At 66.6% G+C, this 16,478-nt stretch carries 14 protein-coding genes; 7 read left to right on the top strand and 7 right to left on the bottom strand.

Translation table 11 applies throughout. The features are described from left to right. Positions 1-43 precede the first annotated feature (43 nt). Together ACQP2U_RS28305 and fahA are read left to right on the top strand one after the other, a co-directional pair. Positions 44-1,240 (top strand): homogentisate 1,2-dioxygenase, encoded by a 1,197-nt coding sequence (locus tag ACQP2U_RS28305; RefSeq protein ID WP_433710242.1) that lies wholly within the window; start codon positions 44-46, stop codon positions 1,238-1,240. Further along, positions 1,237-2,406: a fumarylacetoacetase gene (gene fahA, locus ACQP2U_RS28300; RefSeq protein ID WP_433710241.1), complete on the top strand. Its 1,170-nt coding sequence runs from the start codon at positions 1,237-1,239 to the stop codon at positions 2,404-2,406. Before ACQP2U_RS28305 ends, fahA begins: the two co-directional genes overlap by 4 nt. A 16-nt stretch (positions 2,407-2,422) precedes the next feature. Here fahA and ACQP2U_RS28295 read toward each other — a convergent pair whose 3' ends face one another. Genes ACQP2U_RS28295 through ACQP2U_RS28285 form a run of 3 tightly spaced genes read right to left on the bottom strand, consistent with a single transcriptional unit; the run spans position 2,423 to position 4,949 of the window. Beyond that, the gene (locus ACQP2U_RS28295; RefSeq protein ID WP_433710240.1) at positions 2,423-3,076 is read right to left on the bottom strand and encodes a 3-oxoacid CoA-transferase subunit B; all 654 of its coding nucleotides are present in this window, start codon (positions 3,074-3,076) and stop codon (positions 2,423-2,425) included. Continuing rightward, a complete protein-coding gene (locus tag ACQP2U_RS28290; protein ID WP_433710239.1) occupies positions 3,076-3,771 on the bottom strand; it encodes a 3-oxoacid CoA-transferase subunit A in 696 nt (231 codons plus the stop codon). Before ACQP2U_RS28290 ends, ACQP2U_RS28295 begins: the two co-directional genes overlap by 1 nt. After that, a complete protein-coding gene (locus ACQP2U_RS28285) occupies positions 3,768-4,949 on the bottom strand; it encodes a thiolase family protein (protein WP_433710238.1) in 1,182 nt (393 codons plus the stop codon). Before ACQP2U_RS28285 ends, ACQP2U_RS28290 begins: the two co-directional genes overlap by 4 nt. An 83-nt stretch (positions 4,950-5,032) precedes the next feature. Here ACQP2U_RS28285 and ACQP2U_RS28280 point away from each other — a divergent pair, with 83 nt between their 5' ends. Beyond that, positions 5,033-5,959 carry a LysR substrate-binding domain-containing protein gene (locus ACQP2U_RS28280; protein WP_433710237.1) on the top strand — a complete coding sequence of 309 codons (927 nt, stop codon included), beginning with the start codon at positions 5,033-5,035 and terminating at the stop codon, positions 5,957-5,959. 102 nt (positions 5,960-6,061) lie between these two features. Here ACQP2U_RS28280 and ACQP2U_RS28275 read toward each other — a convergent pair whose 3' ends face one another. From ACQP2U_RS28275 to benA, 4 genes are all read right to left on the bottom strand, one after another. Then, positions 6,062-8,743 carry a LuxR C-terminal-related transcriptional regulator gene (locus ACQP2U_RS28275; RefSeq protein WP_433710236.1) on the bottom strand — a complete coding sequence of 894 codons (2,682 nt, stop codon included), beginning with the start codon at positions 8,741-8,743 and terminating at the stop codon, positions 6,062-6,064. 109 nt (positions 8,744-8,852) lie between these two features. Continuing rightward, on the bottom strand, positions 8,853-11,039 hold the full coding sequence (gene benC, locus ACQP2U_RS28270) for a benzoate 1,2-dioxygenase electron transfer component BenC (protein ID WP_433710235.1): 2,187 nt from the start codon (positions 11,037-11,039) through the stop codon (positions 8,853-8,855). Positions 11,040-11,060: 21 nt separating this feature from the next. Continuing rightward, a complete protein-coding gene (gene benB / locus ACQP2U_RS28265) occupies positions 11,061-11,582 on the bottom strand; it encodes a benzoate 1,2-dioxygenase small subunit (protein WP_433710234.1) in 522 nt (173 codons plus the stop codon). 12 nt (positions 11,583-11,594) lie between these two features. Beyond that, positions 11,595-12,986, bottom strand: a complete 1,392-nt coding sequence (gene benA / locus ACQP2U_RS28260) for a benzoate 1,2-dioxygenase large subunit (protein ID WP_433710233.1) — start codon at positions 12,984-12,986, stop codon at positions 11,595-11,597. A 263-nt stretch (positions 12,987-13,249) separates the two neighbouring features. Between benA and ACQP2U_RS28255 the strand changes: the two genes are divergently transcribed. From ACQP2U_RS28255 to catC, 4 genes are read left to right on the top strand one after another with little or no spacing between them, the layout of a single operon-like run. Beyond that, on the top strand, positions 13,250-14,158 hold the full coding sequence (locus ACQP2U_RS28255) for a LysR substrate-binding domain-containing protein (RefSeq protein ID WP_433710232.1): 909 nt from the start codon (positions 13,250-13,252) through the stop codon (positions 14,156-14,158). Beyond that, positions 14,155-15,258: a mandelate racemase/muconate lactonizing enzyme family protein gene (locus tag ACQP2U_RS28250; RefSeq protein WP_433710231.1), complete on the top strand. Its 1,104-nt coding sequence runs from the start codon at positions 14,155-14,157 to the stop codon at positions 15,256-15,258. The genes ACQP2U_RS28255 and ACQP2U_RS28250 overlap by 4 nt, the downstream gene beginning before the upstream one ends. 49 nt (positions 15,259-15,307) lie before the next feature. Further along, positions 15,308-16,159 carry a catechol 1,2-dioxygenase gene (catA, locus tag ACQP2U_RS28245; protein ID WP_433710230.1) on the top strand — a complete coding sequence of 284 codons (852 nt, stop codon included), beginning with the start codon at positions 15,308-15,310 and terminating at the stop codon, positions 16,157-16,159. A gap of 43 nt (positions 16,160-16,202) precedes the next feature. Continuing rightward, positions 16,203-16,478, top strand: a complete 276-nt coding sequence (catC, locus tag ACQP2U_RS28240) for a muconolactone Delta-isomerase (protein WP_433710229.1) — start codon at positions 16,203-16,205, stop codon at positions 16,476-16,478.

Here is a 16,478-nt window from a genome sequence, read left to right as displayed (position 1 = left end):
TGCGTCACATCCGCCCGTCAAGACCGCGCCCCGAGGAGCACCCGTGGCCTACTACCGGCAACTCGGCGACATTCCGCCGAAACGACACACCCAACACCGCGCCCCCGACGGCGAGCTGTATTTCGAGGAATTGATGGGCGAAGAAGGGTTCTCGTCCGATTCCTCGCTGCTCTATCACCGCCACATCCCGTCGGCGATCGTCGATGCGACCGTGTGGCACATCCCCGACCAGCGCACTACGCCCAATCACCCACTCGCGCCGCGACACCTGAAGTTGCACAGCCTGTTTCAGGAAGAGGTCATTGCCGGAACGGACGCGGTCACCGGCCGCAGGCTGATCCTCGGCAATGCCGACATCCGCATTTCCTACGTCGCCGCGGCCGCGGCGTCACCGCTGTACCGCAATAGCGTCGGCGACGAGATGGTGTACATCGAATCCGGTTCGGCCACCGTGGAAACGGTGTTCGGCGCACTGTCGGTCGCGCAGGGCGACTACGTTCTGATTCCGCGGGCGACCACACATCGTTGGCTCCCCGACGGTCCGGTGCGCGCCTACGCGATGGAGGCGAGCGGCCATATCGCCCCGCCGAAGCGATACCTGTCGAAGTACGGGCAGCTCCTGGAGCACGCACCGTACTGTGAACGCGATCTGCATGGTCCGTCGGAACCGTTGATCCGTACCGGCACCGACGTCGAGGTCTTGGTCAAACACCGGAACTCTGACGGTCTCGTCGGTACCCGATTCGTTTACGCCGCCCACCCGTTCGATGTGGTCGGCTGGGACGGATGCCTCTACCCACATACCTTCAATATCCGTGACTACGAGCCGATTACGGGACGGGTCCATCAACCACCGCCCGCGCATCAGGTGTTCGAAGGCGACAACTTCGTGATCTGTAACTTCGTACCCCGGAAGGTGGACTACCACCCGCTGTCGATCCCGGTGCCCTACTACCATTCCAACGTCGACTCGGACGAGGTCATGTTCTACGTCGGCGGCGATTACGAGGCGCGCAAGGGCGCGGGCATCGTTCAGGGATCGGTGTCCGTCCATCCCGGCGGCCACGCCCACGGGCCGCAGCCGGGAGCGTACGACCGCAGCATCGGCGTCGAATTCTTCGACGAACTGGCTGTCATGATCGATACCTTCCGTCCGCTGGAACTGGGCGAAGGCGCGCTGGCGTGCGAAGACCCCGGCTATGCGTGGACCTGGGCGGGTAGGGGAGAGGTGGCGTCATGACCGCGATAGTCGTTCCGGACGGTTCCGAATTCGGGATCAACAATCTGCCCTACGGCATTTTCTCGGTCCCCGGAAGCGAGAAGGCGGTCGGCGTACGTGTCGGTGACGCGGTGGTCGATCTTTCGAAATCCTTGGGCGACAGCGTATTCGCGCAACCCACGCTGAACGCGTTCATGGCCCGCGGGCGGGCCTGGTGGATCGAGGCACGCGCGCGGATCGTCGAGTTGATCGAGACCGACGCGGTGCCCGCCGACGCGATGCATCCCCTCGACACGGTGTCACTGCACCTGCCGTTCGAGGTCGCGGACTATGTCGACTTCTACGCCTCCGAACATCACGCGACCAACCTCGGCCGCCTGTTCCGGCCCGATTCCGAACCGCTGCTGCCGAATTGGAAGCACCTGCCCGTCGGTTACCACGGGCGCGCGGGAACCATCGTCGTCTCCGGAACCGACATCACCCGGCCCCGGGGCCAGCGCAAAGCGCCCGACCGGCCCACGCCCGACTTCGGACCGAGCCTTCGACTGGACATCGAAGCGGAGATGGGGTTCGTCGTCGGAGTTCCCTCCGAAACCCCCATCGGCACCGACGATTTCGAGAACCACGTCTTCGGGGTCTGCATCGTCAACGACTGGTCGGCCCGCGATATCCAGGCGTGGGAGTACGTCCCGCTCGGCCCCAATCTCGGCAAGAGCTTCGCCACGTCGATCTCCCCATGGGTGGTACCGCTGCTCGCACTCGAAGAAGCCCGGATCGCTACGCCGGAGCAGGTTCCCGAACCGCTCCCTTATCTGCGTGAGTCTCGGTCCTGGGCGCTCGATATCGAGCTGACTGTCGAATGGAACGGCCACGAAGTGTCGCGCCCCCCGTACCGCACTATGTACTGGTCCCCGGCGCAGATGCTCGCCCACTGCACGGTCAATGGCGCGTCGGCCCGAACCGGCGATATGTTCGCCTCCGGCACGATCTCCGGTCCGGACAAAAACCAGCGTGGAGCGTTCATCGAATTGACCTGGGGCGGAAAGGAACCCGTCACCCTCGGCGACCAGACCCGCACCTTCCTCGAAGATGGTGACACCGTAGCGATTTCGGCGAGCGCCCCGGGACCGTCGGGGACACGCATCGGATTCGGCACCGTGACCGGACGCATCACACCATCGCCGTGAGTGCCCCGGCCGATGGTCAGGCGTTCGCGGGCAGCGACTCGGAGACGGTCAGCGGTACGCCGACCATGTGGCGCAGGTCGTCGATCGAGATCCCGAAGGTCTCGCGCACCGTGGCGCCCGCGGGCCCGACGTCGAAGACCGCGACGTCGGTGTACACCCGGCTGACGCAGGCGACCCCGGTCAGTGGATAGGTGCACTCCGTGACGAGTTTGGAACGCCCTTGCTTGTCACGGAGTGTCATCATCACGAAGACCCGTTCGGCGCCGATCGCCAGATCCATGGCCCCGCCGACCGCCGGGATGGCATCGGGTGCACCCGTGTGCCAGTTCGCCAGGTCGCCCCTCGTCGAGACCTGAAGGGCCCCAAGGACACACACGTCGAGGTGTCCGCCGCGCATCATGGCGAACGAGTCGGCGTGATGGAAATACGCGGCGCCGGGCAGTTCGGTGACCGGGACCTTGCCCGCATTGGTGAGGTCGGGGTCGACCTCGTCGCCGACCGCCGCGGGACCCATGCCGAGCATGCCGTTCTCGGTGTGCAGCACGATGCCGGACTCCGGCGACAGGTGGTCGGCGATCTTGGTGGGCTGGCCTATGCCGAGATTGACGTAGGCCCCGGCGGGGATATCACGGGCGATGACGGCGGCGAGTTCGTCGGGAGTGAGTGGCATCAGCGCGCTCCTTGCACCGTGTACTGGCGGGCGTCGGCCCGGACCACCCGGTCGACGTATATTCCTGGGGTGACGACCACCTCGGGATCGAGGGTGCCGACCGGCACGATCCCGCCGACCTGGACGATTGTCGTGGTGGCGGCGGTGGCCATGACGGGGCCGAAATTGCGGGCGGTCTTGTGGTAGACGAGGTTGCCAAGGGTGTCGGCGCGATGGGCGCTGATCAGTGCGACGTCACCCTTGATCGGATATTCGAGAGTGTATGTGCGCCCGTCGATTTCGCGGGTCTCCTTGCCCTCGGCCAGCGGCGTGCCGACCCCGGTCGGGCAGAAGAAGCCACCGATTCCGGCGCCTGCGGCGCGCATGCGTTCGGCGAGATTGCCCTGCGGGACGACCTCGAGTTCGACCTCGCCCGCGCGGTACAGCGCGTCGAAGACGTAGGAGTCGGTCTGTCGTGGGAAGGAGCAGATCACTTTCCGGACCCGACCTGCCTGCAATAGGGCGGCCAGCCCGACCTCGCCGTTGCCCGCGTTGTTCGAGACGATGGTCAGATCCTTCGCGCCCTGGCGGATGAGCCCGTCGATGAGGTCGAACGGCATTCCGGCGAAACCGAATCCGCCGACGAGAACCGTTGCGCCGTCTTCGATTCCGGCGACCGCCTCGTCGACGGTGTCCAGTACCTGGGTCCGGCTCATTTCTCGGTCTCCGTGTTCTCCAATACGACGGCCAGCGCCTGGCCGACGCCGATGCAGAGCGCGGCGACGCCCCAGCGTTGTTTACGTTCGCGCAGCACCGCGGCCAGGGTGCCGAGTAGGCGACCGCCGCTCGCGCCGAGCGGATGACCGAGGGCGATCGCGCCGCCCCGGACGTTCACGATCTCGGGATCGATTCCCCACGCGTCGACGCAGGCGAGGGACTGCACCGCGAAGGCCTCGTTGAGTTCGACCGCGCCCACCTGATCCCAGGTGATGCCAGCTCGCCGCAGCGCCTGGTTGGCGGCCTCGACGGGTGCGTATCCGAAGGCCTGCGGATCGAGTGCGAATACGCCGCGGCCCGCGATGCGTGCCAGCGGATCCCGGCCGATCCGGTCCGCCGCGGCCGCGCTCCCCAGGAGAACGGCCGACGCGCCATCGCTGAGCGGTGATGCGTTGCCCGCGGTGATGGAGCCGTTCGCGCCGAAGCTCGGCCGCAGCCGGGCCAGCGCGTCCACCGACGTATCGGGCCGGATGCCCTCGTCTCGGGTCAGCCCGGCGACGGGTGCGACCAGAGTGTCGTAGAAGCCCTCGTCCCAGGCGGCGGCGGCGAGCCGGTGCGAGCGAACCGCGAACTCGTCCTGGCGTTTTCGGTCGATGTCGAACTTCTCGGCGAGCTGTTCATTGGCCGCGCCGAGGCTGACCGTCCACTCCGCGGGCATGCGTGGATTGACCAGCCGCCAGCCGAGCGTGGTGGAAACGAGCGCAGCGTCTCCGGCGGGATACGCACGGCCGGGTTTCGGGACCACCCACGGGGCCCGCGTCATCGACTCGACGCCACCGGTGAGCACGATGTCCGCGTCGCCGGTCTCGATCTGCCGGGAGCCGATCATGGCCGCGTCCAGGCTGGAACCGCACAGGCGGTTGACGGTGGTGCCGGGCACCGAGGTGGGCAGTCCCGCCAGCAGCGCGGCCATCCGGCCGACATTGCGGTTCTCCTCGCCCGCGCCATTGGCATTGCCGTAGACCACCTCATCGATCGCGGCCGGGTCGAGGCCGGGTGTCTCGGCGAGCACCGCGGAGATGACACCGGCGGCGAGGTCATCGGGCCGGACCTCCGCCAGTGCGCCATTGAAGCGGCCGAACGGAGTTCGCACCGCGGCATACAGGAAAGCGCTCATGGTGATGACGCTAGATGCTCCGGTTGTTAAGGTGAAATATCTATATCCTCCCTAATTGAGACCTCATAGATATAGGACTCGCGATGGAACTCCGGCATCTGCGCTACTTCGTCGCCGTCGCCGAGGAACGACACTTCGGACGGGCCGCCGAACGATTGCACATTGCCCAGCCACCGCTCTCGCAGCAGATTCGACAGCTGGAGGCGGACGTGGGCGTCGAATTGCTGCACCGCACGACCCGGCGGGTCGAACTGACCGAGGCCGGGGCCACGTACCTGGCCGATGCCCGCGCCATCCTCGCCGATGTCGATGCCGCGGCGCACCACGCCCGGCGGGTGGCGGCGGGCGCGATCGGGCACCTTGCCATCGGCTGTGTGGGCTCGGTGACCTACAGCCTGCTCCCGACGCTGTCGCGCGGACTGTCCACCGAACTACCCGGCGTGGACTTCTCCTTCCGCGGCGAAATGCTGGCTCCCGACCAGGTCGAAGCCCTGCGCACCGGCGATATCGATGTGGCGCTGCTGCGCCCGCCGGTCGCGGACTCCTCGCTCACCGTCACTCCATTGCGGCAGGACCGCCTGGTGGCCGCTCTTCCCGCGGGGCACGCGCTCGCGCGTCGCCGACGGGTGCGGCCGACCGACCTCCGTGATGTCGACCTGATCATCCATGCCGCCGACCGCCGCTCGGTGATGTTCGACGTGGTCCTGCGCTTGTTTCGTGATGCGGGAATCGAACCGCGCATCCGGCACGAGGTTGGCGAGACCTCGACCCTGGTCACCTTGGTCGCCGGTGGACTCGGCGCCGCGATAGTCCCTGAGGCTGTCACGGCGCTGACCCTCGAAGGCGTCACCTACCGGCCGCTGACCGGGCCCGCCACCACGGTGGAACTCGCGGTCGCCCATCGCGCCGACCGCACCGAGCCTCACCTCGTCCGTGCGGTAGAGGTGATTCAGCGACTCGTTATCGGATCTGGCTTCGCAGGCCGAGCAGGCGCAGTGGGTTCTCCTTGAACACCAACGGCGATTTTCCTCGAGCTGAGCGCCGCCAGGCCGAGACACTGCGAGCCTCGCTCAATGCGGCGTGGTCCGCCCTGCGGGACTAGGAATGCTCGATCAGCCGTCGCCGTGCGATGCCGCCAACTCTCCTCGGGAGCGAATGCCCAGCTTGGCGTAGATATTTGTCAGGTGGTACTGCACGGTCTTGGCGGATATGAAGAGTTCGGCCGCGACTTCCCGATTGGGCAGGCCCCGGGCCACCAATTGCGCGACGGCCTTCTCCTGCGGGGTCAGTTGGCTGTCCGTTCGGTCGGCCCGGCGGATATTGACGCCGCCCGCTTTCAGCTCACGGTCGCAGCGGGTGACGTAGGTCCGGGCGTCCAAGGCGGCGAAGAGATCGCGGGCGACCGAGAGTTCCGTGTCGGCTTCCCGGCGTTTTCCGGCGCGCCGCAGAATTTGGCCATAGGTGAAGCTCACCCTTGCCCGGTCGTAGCGCAGAGGTAGCCCCTCGAGCTGCTCGAGGGCGGTGTCGAACGCGTGACGGGCGCGATCCAGTTCGCCTCGGGCGCCGAGGAGATGGCCCCGCGCGGCGCTCAATCGGGCCTGCGCCGCGCGGCGTCCGAGATCGGCGGCGCGGCGTTCGTGCCGGGTCAGGAAGCGGTCGGCGTCGTCGTATCTGCCCACGGCGACAAGGGCATTCGTGTACATATCGGCCCACGGCCACTGGCCCGGGTCGTCAACCTCGCCCGCTGCCCAGGCCTGGGTCATCGGGCGCAGCGCGCGCAAGACACCCGCCGGGTCCACGCTGGCCTCCGCCCAGTGCGCATGCGCGAGATAGGAAGCAACACGCATGATTTCGTAGTCCTGTGGGCCGGAATCAGCGCGCCGCAGGGCATTTCGGGCCTCGGTCCAATCGCCGCGCGAGGAATGTATGGCCGCGGCCGTCCAGTGCAGGAGCGGATCCGGTAGGACGATTCCGGTGCGATCGACCAGTTGCACGGACTCGTGCACGGTGCGCAGCGCGTCGTCCCAATCGCCGGTGAGGAACTGGACCCGGGCCAGCCAGGCTCCGGCCCATAGCGATATTCGTGTCGAGCCGCCGAGAAACGTTGTCGGAATGGAACTTTCGAGGTCTGCCCGGGCATCGTCGAATTCATCGGCAAGCAGATGGTGCCAGCCGCGTCCCATGACGATGCGCTGCACCTGCGCCCCGGTCCGAACCCGTTCGGAAAGTTCGGCATAGGACCGCCGTGCCTCCTCGGTGTGGCCGTAAGCCAGGCCGAGTCCCCGGATCGCCGCCGCCTCGAGGGCGGCCGGGCTGCCCGCCGCGACCAACCCCGCCGTTCTGTCCGCCCACGCCACGAGTTCGCTCGGGCGGCAGCGGCACAGCGCGTGGAGCACGTACCTCTGGCAAATCGCCGCCGCGGCGTCCGGGTCGCGTTCGGCATTGACCAGCTCCCATGCGCGGGCGAGCCGTATCTCCGCCTCCGCGGGACGCCCTCGGACAATCGCCAGATAGCCCAGAACGGCATTGCGGAGCGGAGTTTCGCGCAGACTCTCCACCTCGGGAATCAGCGCGGTGGCATCGAAGACATCGCCCGCGCCGACCAGCGCGTCGACGGCTCGGGTGAGGCGTATTTCGCGGAGCAGCCGTTCGTCGGTGAGTCGGCCCGCATCCCGCAACAGTGACGCGGCAGTTCCCCACGCGCCTTCGGACGCGGCCGAGGCCGCCAAAGCGTCGAGGCGGTCGGCGAGTCCGGAGTCCGGGATCGGCGCGGCGGCCACCAGTAGGCGAAGCCGCCGCACCGGATCCTCGGTCAAGTCGGCCGCGCGACGCCGCAGGGCCGCCGTCGCGGCCGGGCCCATATCGGCGAGGACGGCTGCCCTGACCATAGGATTCACCGGGCCGATCGCTGTCAGGCCATGGGATCCGAGCTCCACCAGCTCCGCGGAGACCGCTTCGTCGACCGCGTCGAGCAGGCGGTCGTCGACCACGGCCAGCGCCGCGACATCCCGCAAGGGCGTCTGGGGTCCGAGAACGGCCGTCGATTCGACGATTCGGCGGGTTGTCGGCGAACAACGACCGAGCGATTCGCGGACCCGGGCGGCAATGGCGGCCGGGGCCGGGAGATCGGGATCGAAGTCCGACCACACCTTCGGCGGCACCTCGGACAGCAACTGGTCGATCTCGCGGGCGACCCCACCGGTATGGCGGCACAAGCGCTCCGCCATCGACGGATGCAGGGCGATGCCGCGCCGCGCGGCGAGACGAATCACCTCCGCCGCGGTGAGTGGCTTCAGTGGGACAATGCTCGCCGACACCCGTTGCAGGAGATCGAAAGTGGAGGGTGGAACACTCGGGTCCCCGGCGACCGTCGCCGCGACGACGAGCACGCGTGCGTCGGTATGGTGTCGGATGATCGAGGACAGCGCCTGGAGGGTCGGCGCATCGGCCCAGTGCGCGTCATCGATGATCGCCAGGGTGGTGTCCTTCGATGTGGCGGCCAGTTGTCGCGCGATGTCAGCGGCTACCTCGACCGGATCTCCTGCGGGCACCGATCCCGGGATCAGTTGCCGCAGCACCCCATATGAGTAGTCCCGTTCCCACGACGCGGCGGTTGACCACAGCACCGGGCCCTCGTGTGTATCGGCCAGCGTCCGCAGCAGCACGGTCTTCCCGGTCCCGGACCGTCCGGTAACCAGCATGAAGCCCGAACCCAGGGAGTCGACCTGGCGTACGCGATCCACCAGGTTCGCCAGGGCGACCGGGTGCACCACCGACGGGCCCGTTCCAGTCACTCCGTCACCGTAATCCTCGCGCTGGGGCTTCGGCGAGCATCCCGCGCACCGCCACGACCGACCGGACCGTACCGCGCCATGCGTGCGCGGTACGGCCTGGTGGGCCGAATCAGCCCAGGTCCCCACCGGCGACCGGTAGGACGGTGCCGGTGATGTAGGACGCCTCGTCCGAGGCCAGGAAGGTAATCGCGGCGGCTTGCTCGTCGAGGGTGCCGTAGCGCTTCATCAGGCTGGAGTCGAGTGTCTGGTCGATGTGCGCTTGGAACCAGGTCCGTTCCTGGTCCGTCTCCAGCGGCGACCCGCCCCGCGAAATCCGTCGCGGGGGCGCCTCGGTCCCGCCCGGGGCGGTCGCGACCACACGAATACCGGTATCGGCGTACTCGAGGGCGAGGGATGCGGTCAGCGCGTTGATTCCGCCCTTCGCCGCGGAGTACGGGATGCGGTGCACGCCACGGGTGGCGGCGGAGGAGACATTGACGATGACGCCACTGCCATGGGCCGCCATGGCGGGCAGCGTCGCGCGGCAAGAGAACAGTGTCGTCATGAGCGACCGGGTGATCTCGGCCTGAATCTGGGTCGCGGAGAATTCGGTGAACGGTTTGAACCAGATGGCGCCACCGACATTGTTGATCAGCGCGTCGATGCGGCCGTATCGCTCCACAGCACGAGACACCATGTGCTGCGCGCCTTCCCACGTCTCGAGGTCGGCGATGACCGAGACCGCCTTCTGGCCGTCCCGGGTGAGGTCGTCGGCCACCTGGTGCACCATGTCCGATCGATCGACGAGGACCACCGTGCCGCCCTCGGCGCTGATCCTTCGCGCCGTGTGCTCACCGATGCCCTGCGCGGCGCCGGTCACCAGGACGACCTTGCCGTCGAATCGACCGGGGCTGATGAATCGCGGCCGTCGCGCCCGCGGCATGCGAGAGTCCAAGGTGGGCCAGATCGGCTGTCCCGCGATCTCGCGGGCGGACCCGGTCGGCAGCAATGGCTCGCCGGAATCCATGTCGCGCACGCCATTTCCCGCGGACCACATGATCTGACCCGCGATCGCCCGGATGGCGGTCGAGTCCTCCGGCGAACGTACATCCGCGGCGAGCGACTCGTGGAGTCCGGCCTCGAAGATCCGCTGACCCGCGATCGCCTGACCGTCGCTCCCCATGGCGGTCGGCTCTGTCACCAAGCTCGCGGGTTCGGTGACCAGGATTGGCTGTGGCACAATCGTTTTCGCCGCAGCCGGTGCGACCTGGGCGACCGTGGCCGGTTCGGTTACCTCGGCCGGGCTTGCCGCGCCCGACAGGGCGAACTTCTCGAAATAGAATCCGGCCGGATCGATACCGCGAGCGGTGAAGTCCTTCCGCACCGATTCGACCATCGCGGGAGGACCGCACAGATAGACCACGGCATCGCCGCCGTACAGGTGCTCGTCCCGGATCAGACTGGTGACGTATCCCTTGTCCGGAGCCGTACTGGCCGGGTCGGCGACACAGTAGCCCCACGTGAATCCCGCCAGCCGCGAACCCAATTCGGCAATGGTGTCCATCTCGACGAGATCGTCGTCGGTGGAGACGCCGTAGATCAGATGCGCGGGCCGCGTCGAGCCGGACGCTTCCATGGTGCGCAGGATCGCGAGGATCGGGGCGAGCCCGGTACCCCCGGCCAGCAACAGCACCGGGCTCTCGCTCTCGCGCAGAAAGAAGCTGCCGTTGGGGCCGGTGAAGCTGAGTTCATCGGACACCGCTGCCCGCTCGGTGAGGTACTCGCTCATCACGCCGCCGGGCGTGAGCTTGATCAGAAAGGTCAGGCTCTTGTCATCCGGAGCATTGCTGAACGAGTAGGACCGGCTCTCGTCCGTGCCGGGCACCGCGATATTCACGTACTGGCCCGGCAGGAACGCGAGCTTGTCGCGATCGGCGATCTCCACGGTCAGGGCGACGGTCGTCGGAGACAACCGGTCCAGTCCGGTGATGGATCCGGTGTAGGTCGCGGATTGCGTCTTGGCCACCGCCGATGTACTGCGAATCTGCAGTACGAGATCGGATTTCGGTTTCATACTGCACGGCAGCACGTAACCGGCGGTGGCCTCGTCCGCGGTCAGCGCGTCATCGATATAGGTGCCACCGTCGTAGGCGCCGGACTCGCAGAACGCCTTGCAGGTGCCGCAGGCGCCGTCGCGGCAGTCCAGGGGAATGTTGATGCGCGCCCGGTACGAGGCGTCGGCCACGGTCTGGTCCGCGGCGCAGGTGATGAAGCGGGTGACGCCGTCCTCGAAGGACAAGGCGATCCGGTGAGTCATAACAGGCTCTCTCGGGGGCTCTCAGAAGTGGTAGACGTCGACGACATGGTGGATGTAGTCGTTCTTGAGCACCACGGTCTTGCGGCGGATCAGCGGAGCGGCACCGGAGAAGTCGATCGTGTAGAACGAGGTCCCGTAGTACGGGTCGACGGTCTTGTACCGGAAATACATGGTGTGCCAATTGAATCGGACATCCACGAGATCTCCGCGGCGCTCGATCACCTCGACATTGGTGATGTTGTGGCTGGTCCGTGGCTCCGGGATCGAGGTGGCCGACGAGCGTTCGGTGCGGATGCGGAAGACCCGGTCCTCCAGGCCGCCCTTGTTGGGGTAGTAGATGAGCGAGATATCGGTCTGTGGGTCCTCGGTCAGCAGGTCGTCGTCACCCCAGGACGGCATCCAGTAGACGACGTCGTCGGCGTAGCACTCCAACCACTTCTCGAATTCGCGGTCGTCGAGGTAGCGGGCCTCACGGTAGAGGAACTGCTCGATGTCGTTGTGGGTGATGAGCTTCGAGCCGGTGGACTCGGTGATGGCGGTCATGGATGGTGCTCCTCAGACGTCGGCGCGGTCGGGGTCGGACGAGTCGGCCGATCGGGCCTGCTCGCGCTCGAGGCCCTCGTGCATCCGGGTCAGCCAGTATCCGTGTTGCACCGGGAAGAGCCCCTCGTCCTCGTTCTTCACACCGGCGGAGATGACGCCGTGCATACCGAGTGATTCGGCGACCGGGTCGGGGCCGGTGAGCCAGTGTTCGGCGCCGCGGCTCATATCGTTCCAGGGCGCCGCACCGGCGCGGAAGGTGAGCTGGCAGGACCGGAATTCCTCCAGGTCGTCCGGGGTGGCCATACCGGAGGCGTTGAAGAAGTCCTCGTACTGCCGGATCCGCCAGGCGCGAGCTTCGGCGCTCTCACCCTTGGGCGCGATGCAGTAGATCGTGACCTCCGTCTTGTCCGGTGCGATCGGGCGCAGGTGGCGGATCTGGGTGCTGAACTGATCCATCACGTACACGTTGGGATACAGCAGCAGGTTGCGCGAGCCCTTGACCATGAAATCGCCGCGCGCTTCGCCGAATTGGGCCTTGAGCTCGTCGAGTCGCGGCCACAGCGGCCGGTCCTGCGGGTTGCCCGCCCAGGTCCACAGGCACAGATGTCCGTGCGGGAAGGACCAGTAGCCGCCGCCGGATTTGCCCCACTGGCCCGCGTCGAGGGTCTTGGTGTCGTTCTTGGACGCACCGGTGTTGCGGCGGGAGGTGGTGGCCGCGTAGTTCCAGTGGGTCGCGGTCACGTGATAGCCGTCGGCGCCGTTCTCCGCCTGGACTTTCCAGTTCCCGTCGAAGGTGTAGGTCGAGGACCCGCGCACTACCTCCAGGCCCTCCGGTGACTGATCGATGAGCATGTCCATGACCGCGGTGGTGTCGCCGAGGTGCTCGGCGAGACTCACGACATCGGGGTTCAGGCTGCCGAACAGGAATCCTCGGTAGCTCTCGAAACGGGCGACCTTGGTCAGATTGTGCGAACCATTCTTGTTGAACGACTCCGGATATCCCGCGTCCTCGGGGTCCTTGACCTTGAGCAGCGTGCCGTCGTTGCGGAAAGTCCAGCCGTGGAACGGACAGGTCAGGGTCATTCGATTATCGGTCTTGCGGCGGCAGATCATCGCCCCGCGATGCGCGCAGGCATTGATCATGCAGTGCAGTTGCCCGTCCTTGTCCCGCGTGATCACCACCGGCTGCCGCCCGATGTAGGTGGTGAGGTAGTCGCCCGGATCCGGAATCTGGCTCTCATGGGCCAGATACACCCAGTTGCCCTCGAAGATGTACTTCATCTCGAGTTCGAAGATCTCCTCGTCGGTGAAGATCCGCCGGTTCGCACGGAAGATGCCGGCTTCCCGGTCATCGACAACCGCGTCGGCGAGCACGCGGCTCAGATGATCGAACGTACTGGTCATGGGTCCTCCAACGGCCTCGACGACTGCCTCCGGCGGTGCCGTCGGGCCGGAAATCGGCCCCTACCCGCGGTGGCATGTTCTGTCGATCGTGACAGGGTGTGACGCCAGTCACCCCGGGTGAATGCCCAGTGTCGACCTAGGGTGCTATTGATTGGCTGCTCGTATCAATAGACTCGAAAATAGTATTTGTTACGACTCAATATTCATATCTACCGTGACTCAATACCCATCGGTCGCGGCGAAAGCGAAAGGAGAGCTCGCACATGGAGCTACGTCATCTGCGCTATTTCGCGACCGTCGCCGACACCAAACATTTCGGCAAGGCCGCCGAGCGCCTGCACATGGCCCAGCCCGCGTTGTCCCAGTCCATACGGCAGCTGGAAGCCGAGCTCGGTGCCGCGCTGTTCACCAGGACCACCCGGCAGGTCGCGCTGACACCCGCCGGGGAGTTCCTGCTCGGCGAGGCTCGCCGGGTCCTCGACACCGTCGAGGACGGCGTGCGCGGTGTCCGCCGTATCGCCGATGGTCATCTGGGCATGATTCGCCTCGGCGTCACGGGCACAGCCGCGCTGTCGCACCTGCCGCGGATAGCCCGTCGGCTGCAACGCGAATTGCCCAGTGTCGCACTGGAAATCGAATCCGATCTGCTCACCACCGAGCAGTGCGACCGGCTGTGCGCGGGCAGCCTCGACCTCGGAGTGCTCCGGCCGCCGCTCTCGGGCGACGGGCTCGATCTTCGGGTGCTCGAGGTCGAACCTCTGGTCCTCGCATTACCGGTCGATCACCGGTTGGCCGTGGAACCGGTGATCGCCATGGCCGATCTGCGCGCGGAGAACCTCATCACTTACGCGGGGCGCGGTTCGGTCATCAACGCGGCGGTCATGCGCAGCTGCCGCGCCGCCGGATTCACCCCTGATGCGACCCGCGATGCACACGGTTCGGCGGTCATGCTCGCCCTGGTGGCGGGCGGTCTCGGGGTCGCGGTCGTTCCGGCCTCGACTCGAGTGCTGTCGCTGCCGGGCGTCGTCTTCCGCGAACTGGCCGATGCCGAGACGGTCGAACTGGCCTTGGCATGGCGACGGGACGCCGAATCGTCGGTGCTCGTCTCGGTGCTGGATGCCCTGGCCGGTGACCTCACAACCGACGAACAACCCGTGGAGGCCCAGCCATGAAAATCACGCGTGTGGAGGCGATCCCGTTCGCCATCCCGTATCGCAAACCGCTGAAGTTCGCCTCCGGCGAAGTCCATATCGCCGAGCACGTGCTGGTGCGCGTGCACACCGACGACGGGATCGTCGGTATCGCGGAGGCGCCGCCCCGCCCCTTCACCTACGGCGAAACCCAGGACGGGGTTATCGCCGTGATTCGCACAATCTTCGCACCGCAACTGGTCGGCCTGAGCCTGCTCCAGCGCGAAGCCATCCACGCCCGCCTGTCCCGCACCGTCGGCAACCCGGTCGCCAAGTCCGCCATCGACATGGCCGTGTGGGATGCGCTCGGCCGCAGCCTCGACCTCCAGGTCACCGAGCTGCTGGGCGGTTTCACCGACCGCATGCGGGTGTCGCACATGCTCGGCTTCGACGAGCCCGCCGCGATGGTGGCCGAAGCGGAGAAGATGCGCGACCGCCACGGCATCACGACTTTCAAGGTGAAGGTCGGTCGGCGGCCCGTCGATTTGGATATCGCGGTGGCGCGCGCTCTGCGCGAATCTCTCGGCGACAGCATCGAGCTGTACATCGACGGCAACCGCGGATGGACCGCTTCCGAGTCGGCGGTGGCCATGAAGCGGATGGCGGACCTGAATCTGCTCTTCGCCGAGGAACTGTGCCCGGCCGATGACGTACTGGGACGCCGATGGCTGGTATCGCAGCTCGATATCCCGTTCATCGCCGACGAATCGGTGCCCACACCGGCGGATGTGACCCGCGAGGTGCTCAGTGGTTCCGCCACCGCCATCAGCATCAAGACCGCGCGCACCGGATTCACTGTCTCCCAACGCGTTCACCACCTCGCCGAAGGACTCGGCCTCGAAATCGTCATGGGTAATCAGATCGACGGTCAGCTCGGTTCGATGTGCTCGGTCGCCTTCGGCGCCGCATACCAGCTCACCGCGCGCCGGGCCGGTGAGCTGTCGAACTTCCTGGATATGAGCGACGACCTGCTCACCGAGCCCCTCGATATCCGCGGCGGTGAACTCACCATCCGCCCCGGCGCGGGACTCGGGGTCGACATCGACCCCGACAAGCTCGCCCGCTACCGGCAAGACCACTGAAACATTCAGCCCCACAACTGAATACGGCAAGGAATCAAAGGAGAATCCGATGAACGCCAGCACTACCGCCGCCGCGACGGCCGCCGACTCGGGAGCCCGCGCCACCGAGCGCTTCAAGAACGACAAGACCATTGCCGGGACCGGCACCTCGCAGGAGCGGGTGGATCTGCTCGCCCGCGAGGTACTCGATGCGGTGTACGGCACGATCCGCAAGCACAAGCTCACCTACGCCGAATACAACGCGGTCAAGGCGTGGCTGATCGGTGTCGGTCAGGACGGCGAGTGGCCGCTGTTCCTCGATGTGTGGGTGGAGCACGTGGTCGAGCAGGTCGCCACCGAACACAGGCACGGCAGCAAGGGCACCATCGAAGGCCCCTACTATGTTCCGGGCGCGCCCGAGCTCGGCTCCAGCGGTTCGGTTCCCATGCGCGACAACGAATCCGGCATTCCTCTGGTGTGGACGGGCCGGGTCACCTCGACCGATGGCACCGTGCTCGACGGGGCGAAGATCGAACTGTGGCACGCCGATTCCGACGGCCTGTACTCCCAGTTCGCTCCCGGCCTGCCCGAGTGGAATCTGCGCGGAATCTTCACCACCGATACCGAGGGCCGCTTCGATATCCACACCATGCGCCCCGCGCCGTACCAGATTCCGACCGACGGCGCGTGCGGCAAGCTGATCGCCGCCGCCGGTTGGCACGCGTGGCGGCCCGCGCACCTGCACGTGAAGGTGTCCGCCCCCGGCCACGAACTGCTCACTGCGCAGCTGTACTTCCCTGGCGACCAGCACAATGACGACGACATCGCCTCGGCGGTCAAGCCTGAACTCATGCTCGACCCGCGACCGGCAGCGGATGGCGGCCAGACCGTCGCCTACGGCTTCGTTCTCGATCCCGCCTGAGATTTCCAGCGCCCGAACACTTTTCGCTCGAGGAGACCCACCCATGCTCTTCCATGTACGGATGGACGTGCACCTTCCGCACGACCTTCCCGCCGACTCCCGCGCCGAGATCGTCGCCAGGGAAAAGGCGTACAGCCAGCAATTGCAGCACGCCGGAAAATGGCCGCAGCTGTGGCGGATCGTGGGGGAGTACTCGAACTACTCGATCTTCGACGTCGACTCGACCGATGAATTGCACGACATCCTCTCCGGGCTCCCGTTGTTCGGGTACATGACCATCAAGGTCACGCCACTGGCGACGCACCCGTCCAAGATCTGA

It is taken from the genome of Nocardia sp. CA-084685, assembly GCF_050955785.1.
Classification (GTDB): Bacteria; Actinomycetota; Actinomycetes; order Mycobacteriales; family Mycobacteriaceae; genus Nocardia.
Note: the sequence above shows the minus strand (reverse complement) of the source record. Positions and strands in the feature narration are given on the sequence as shown.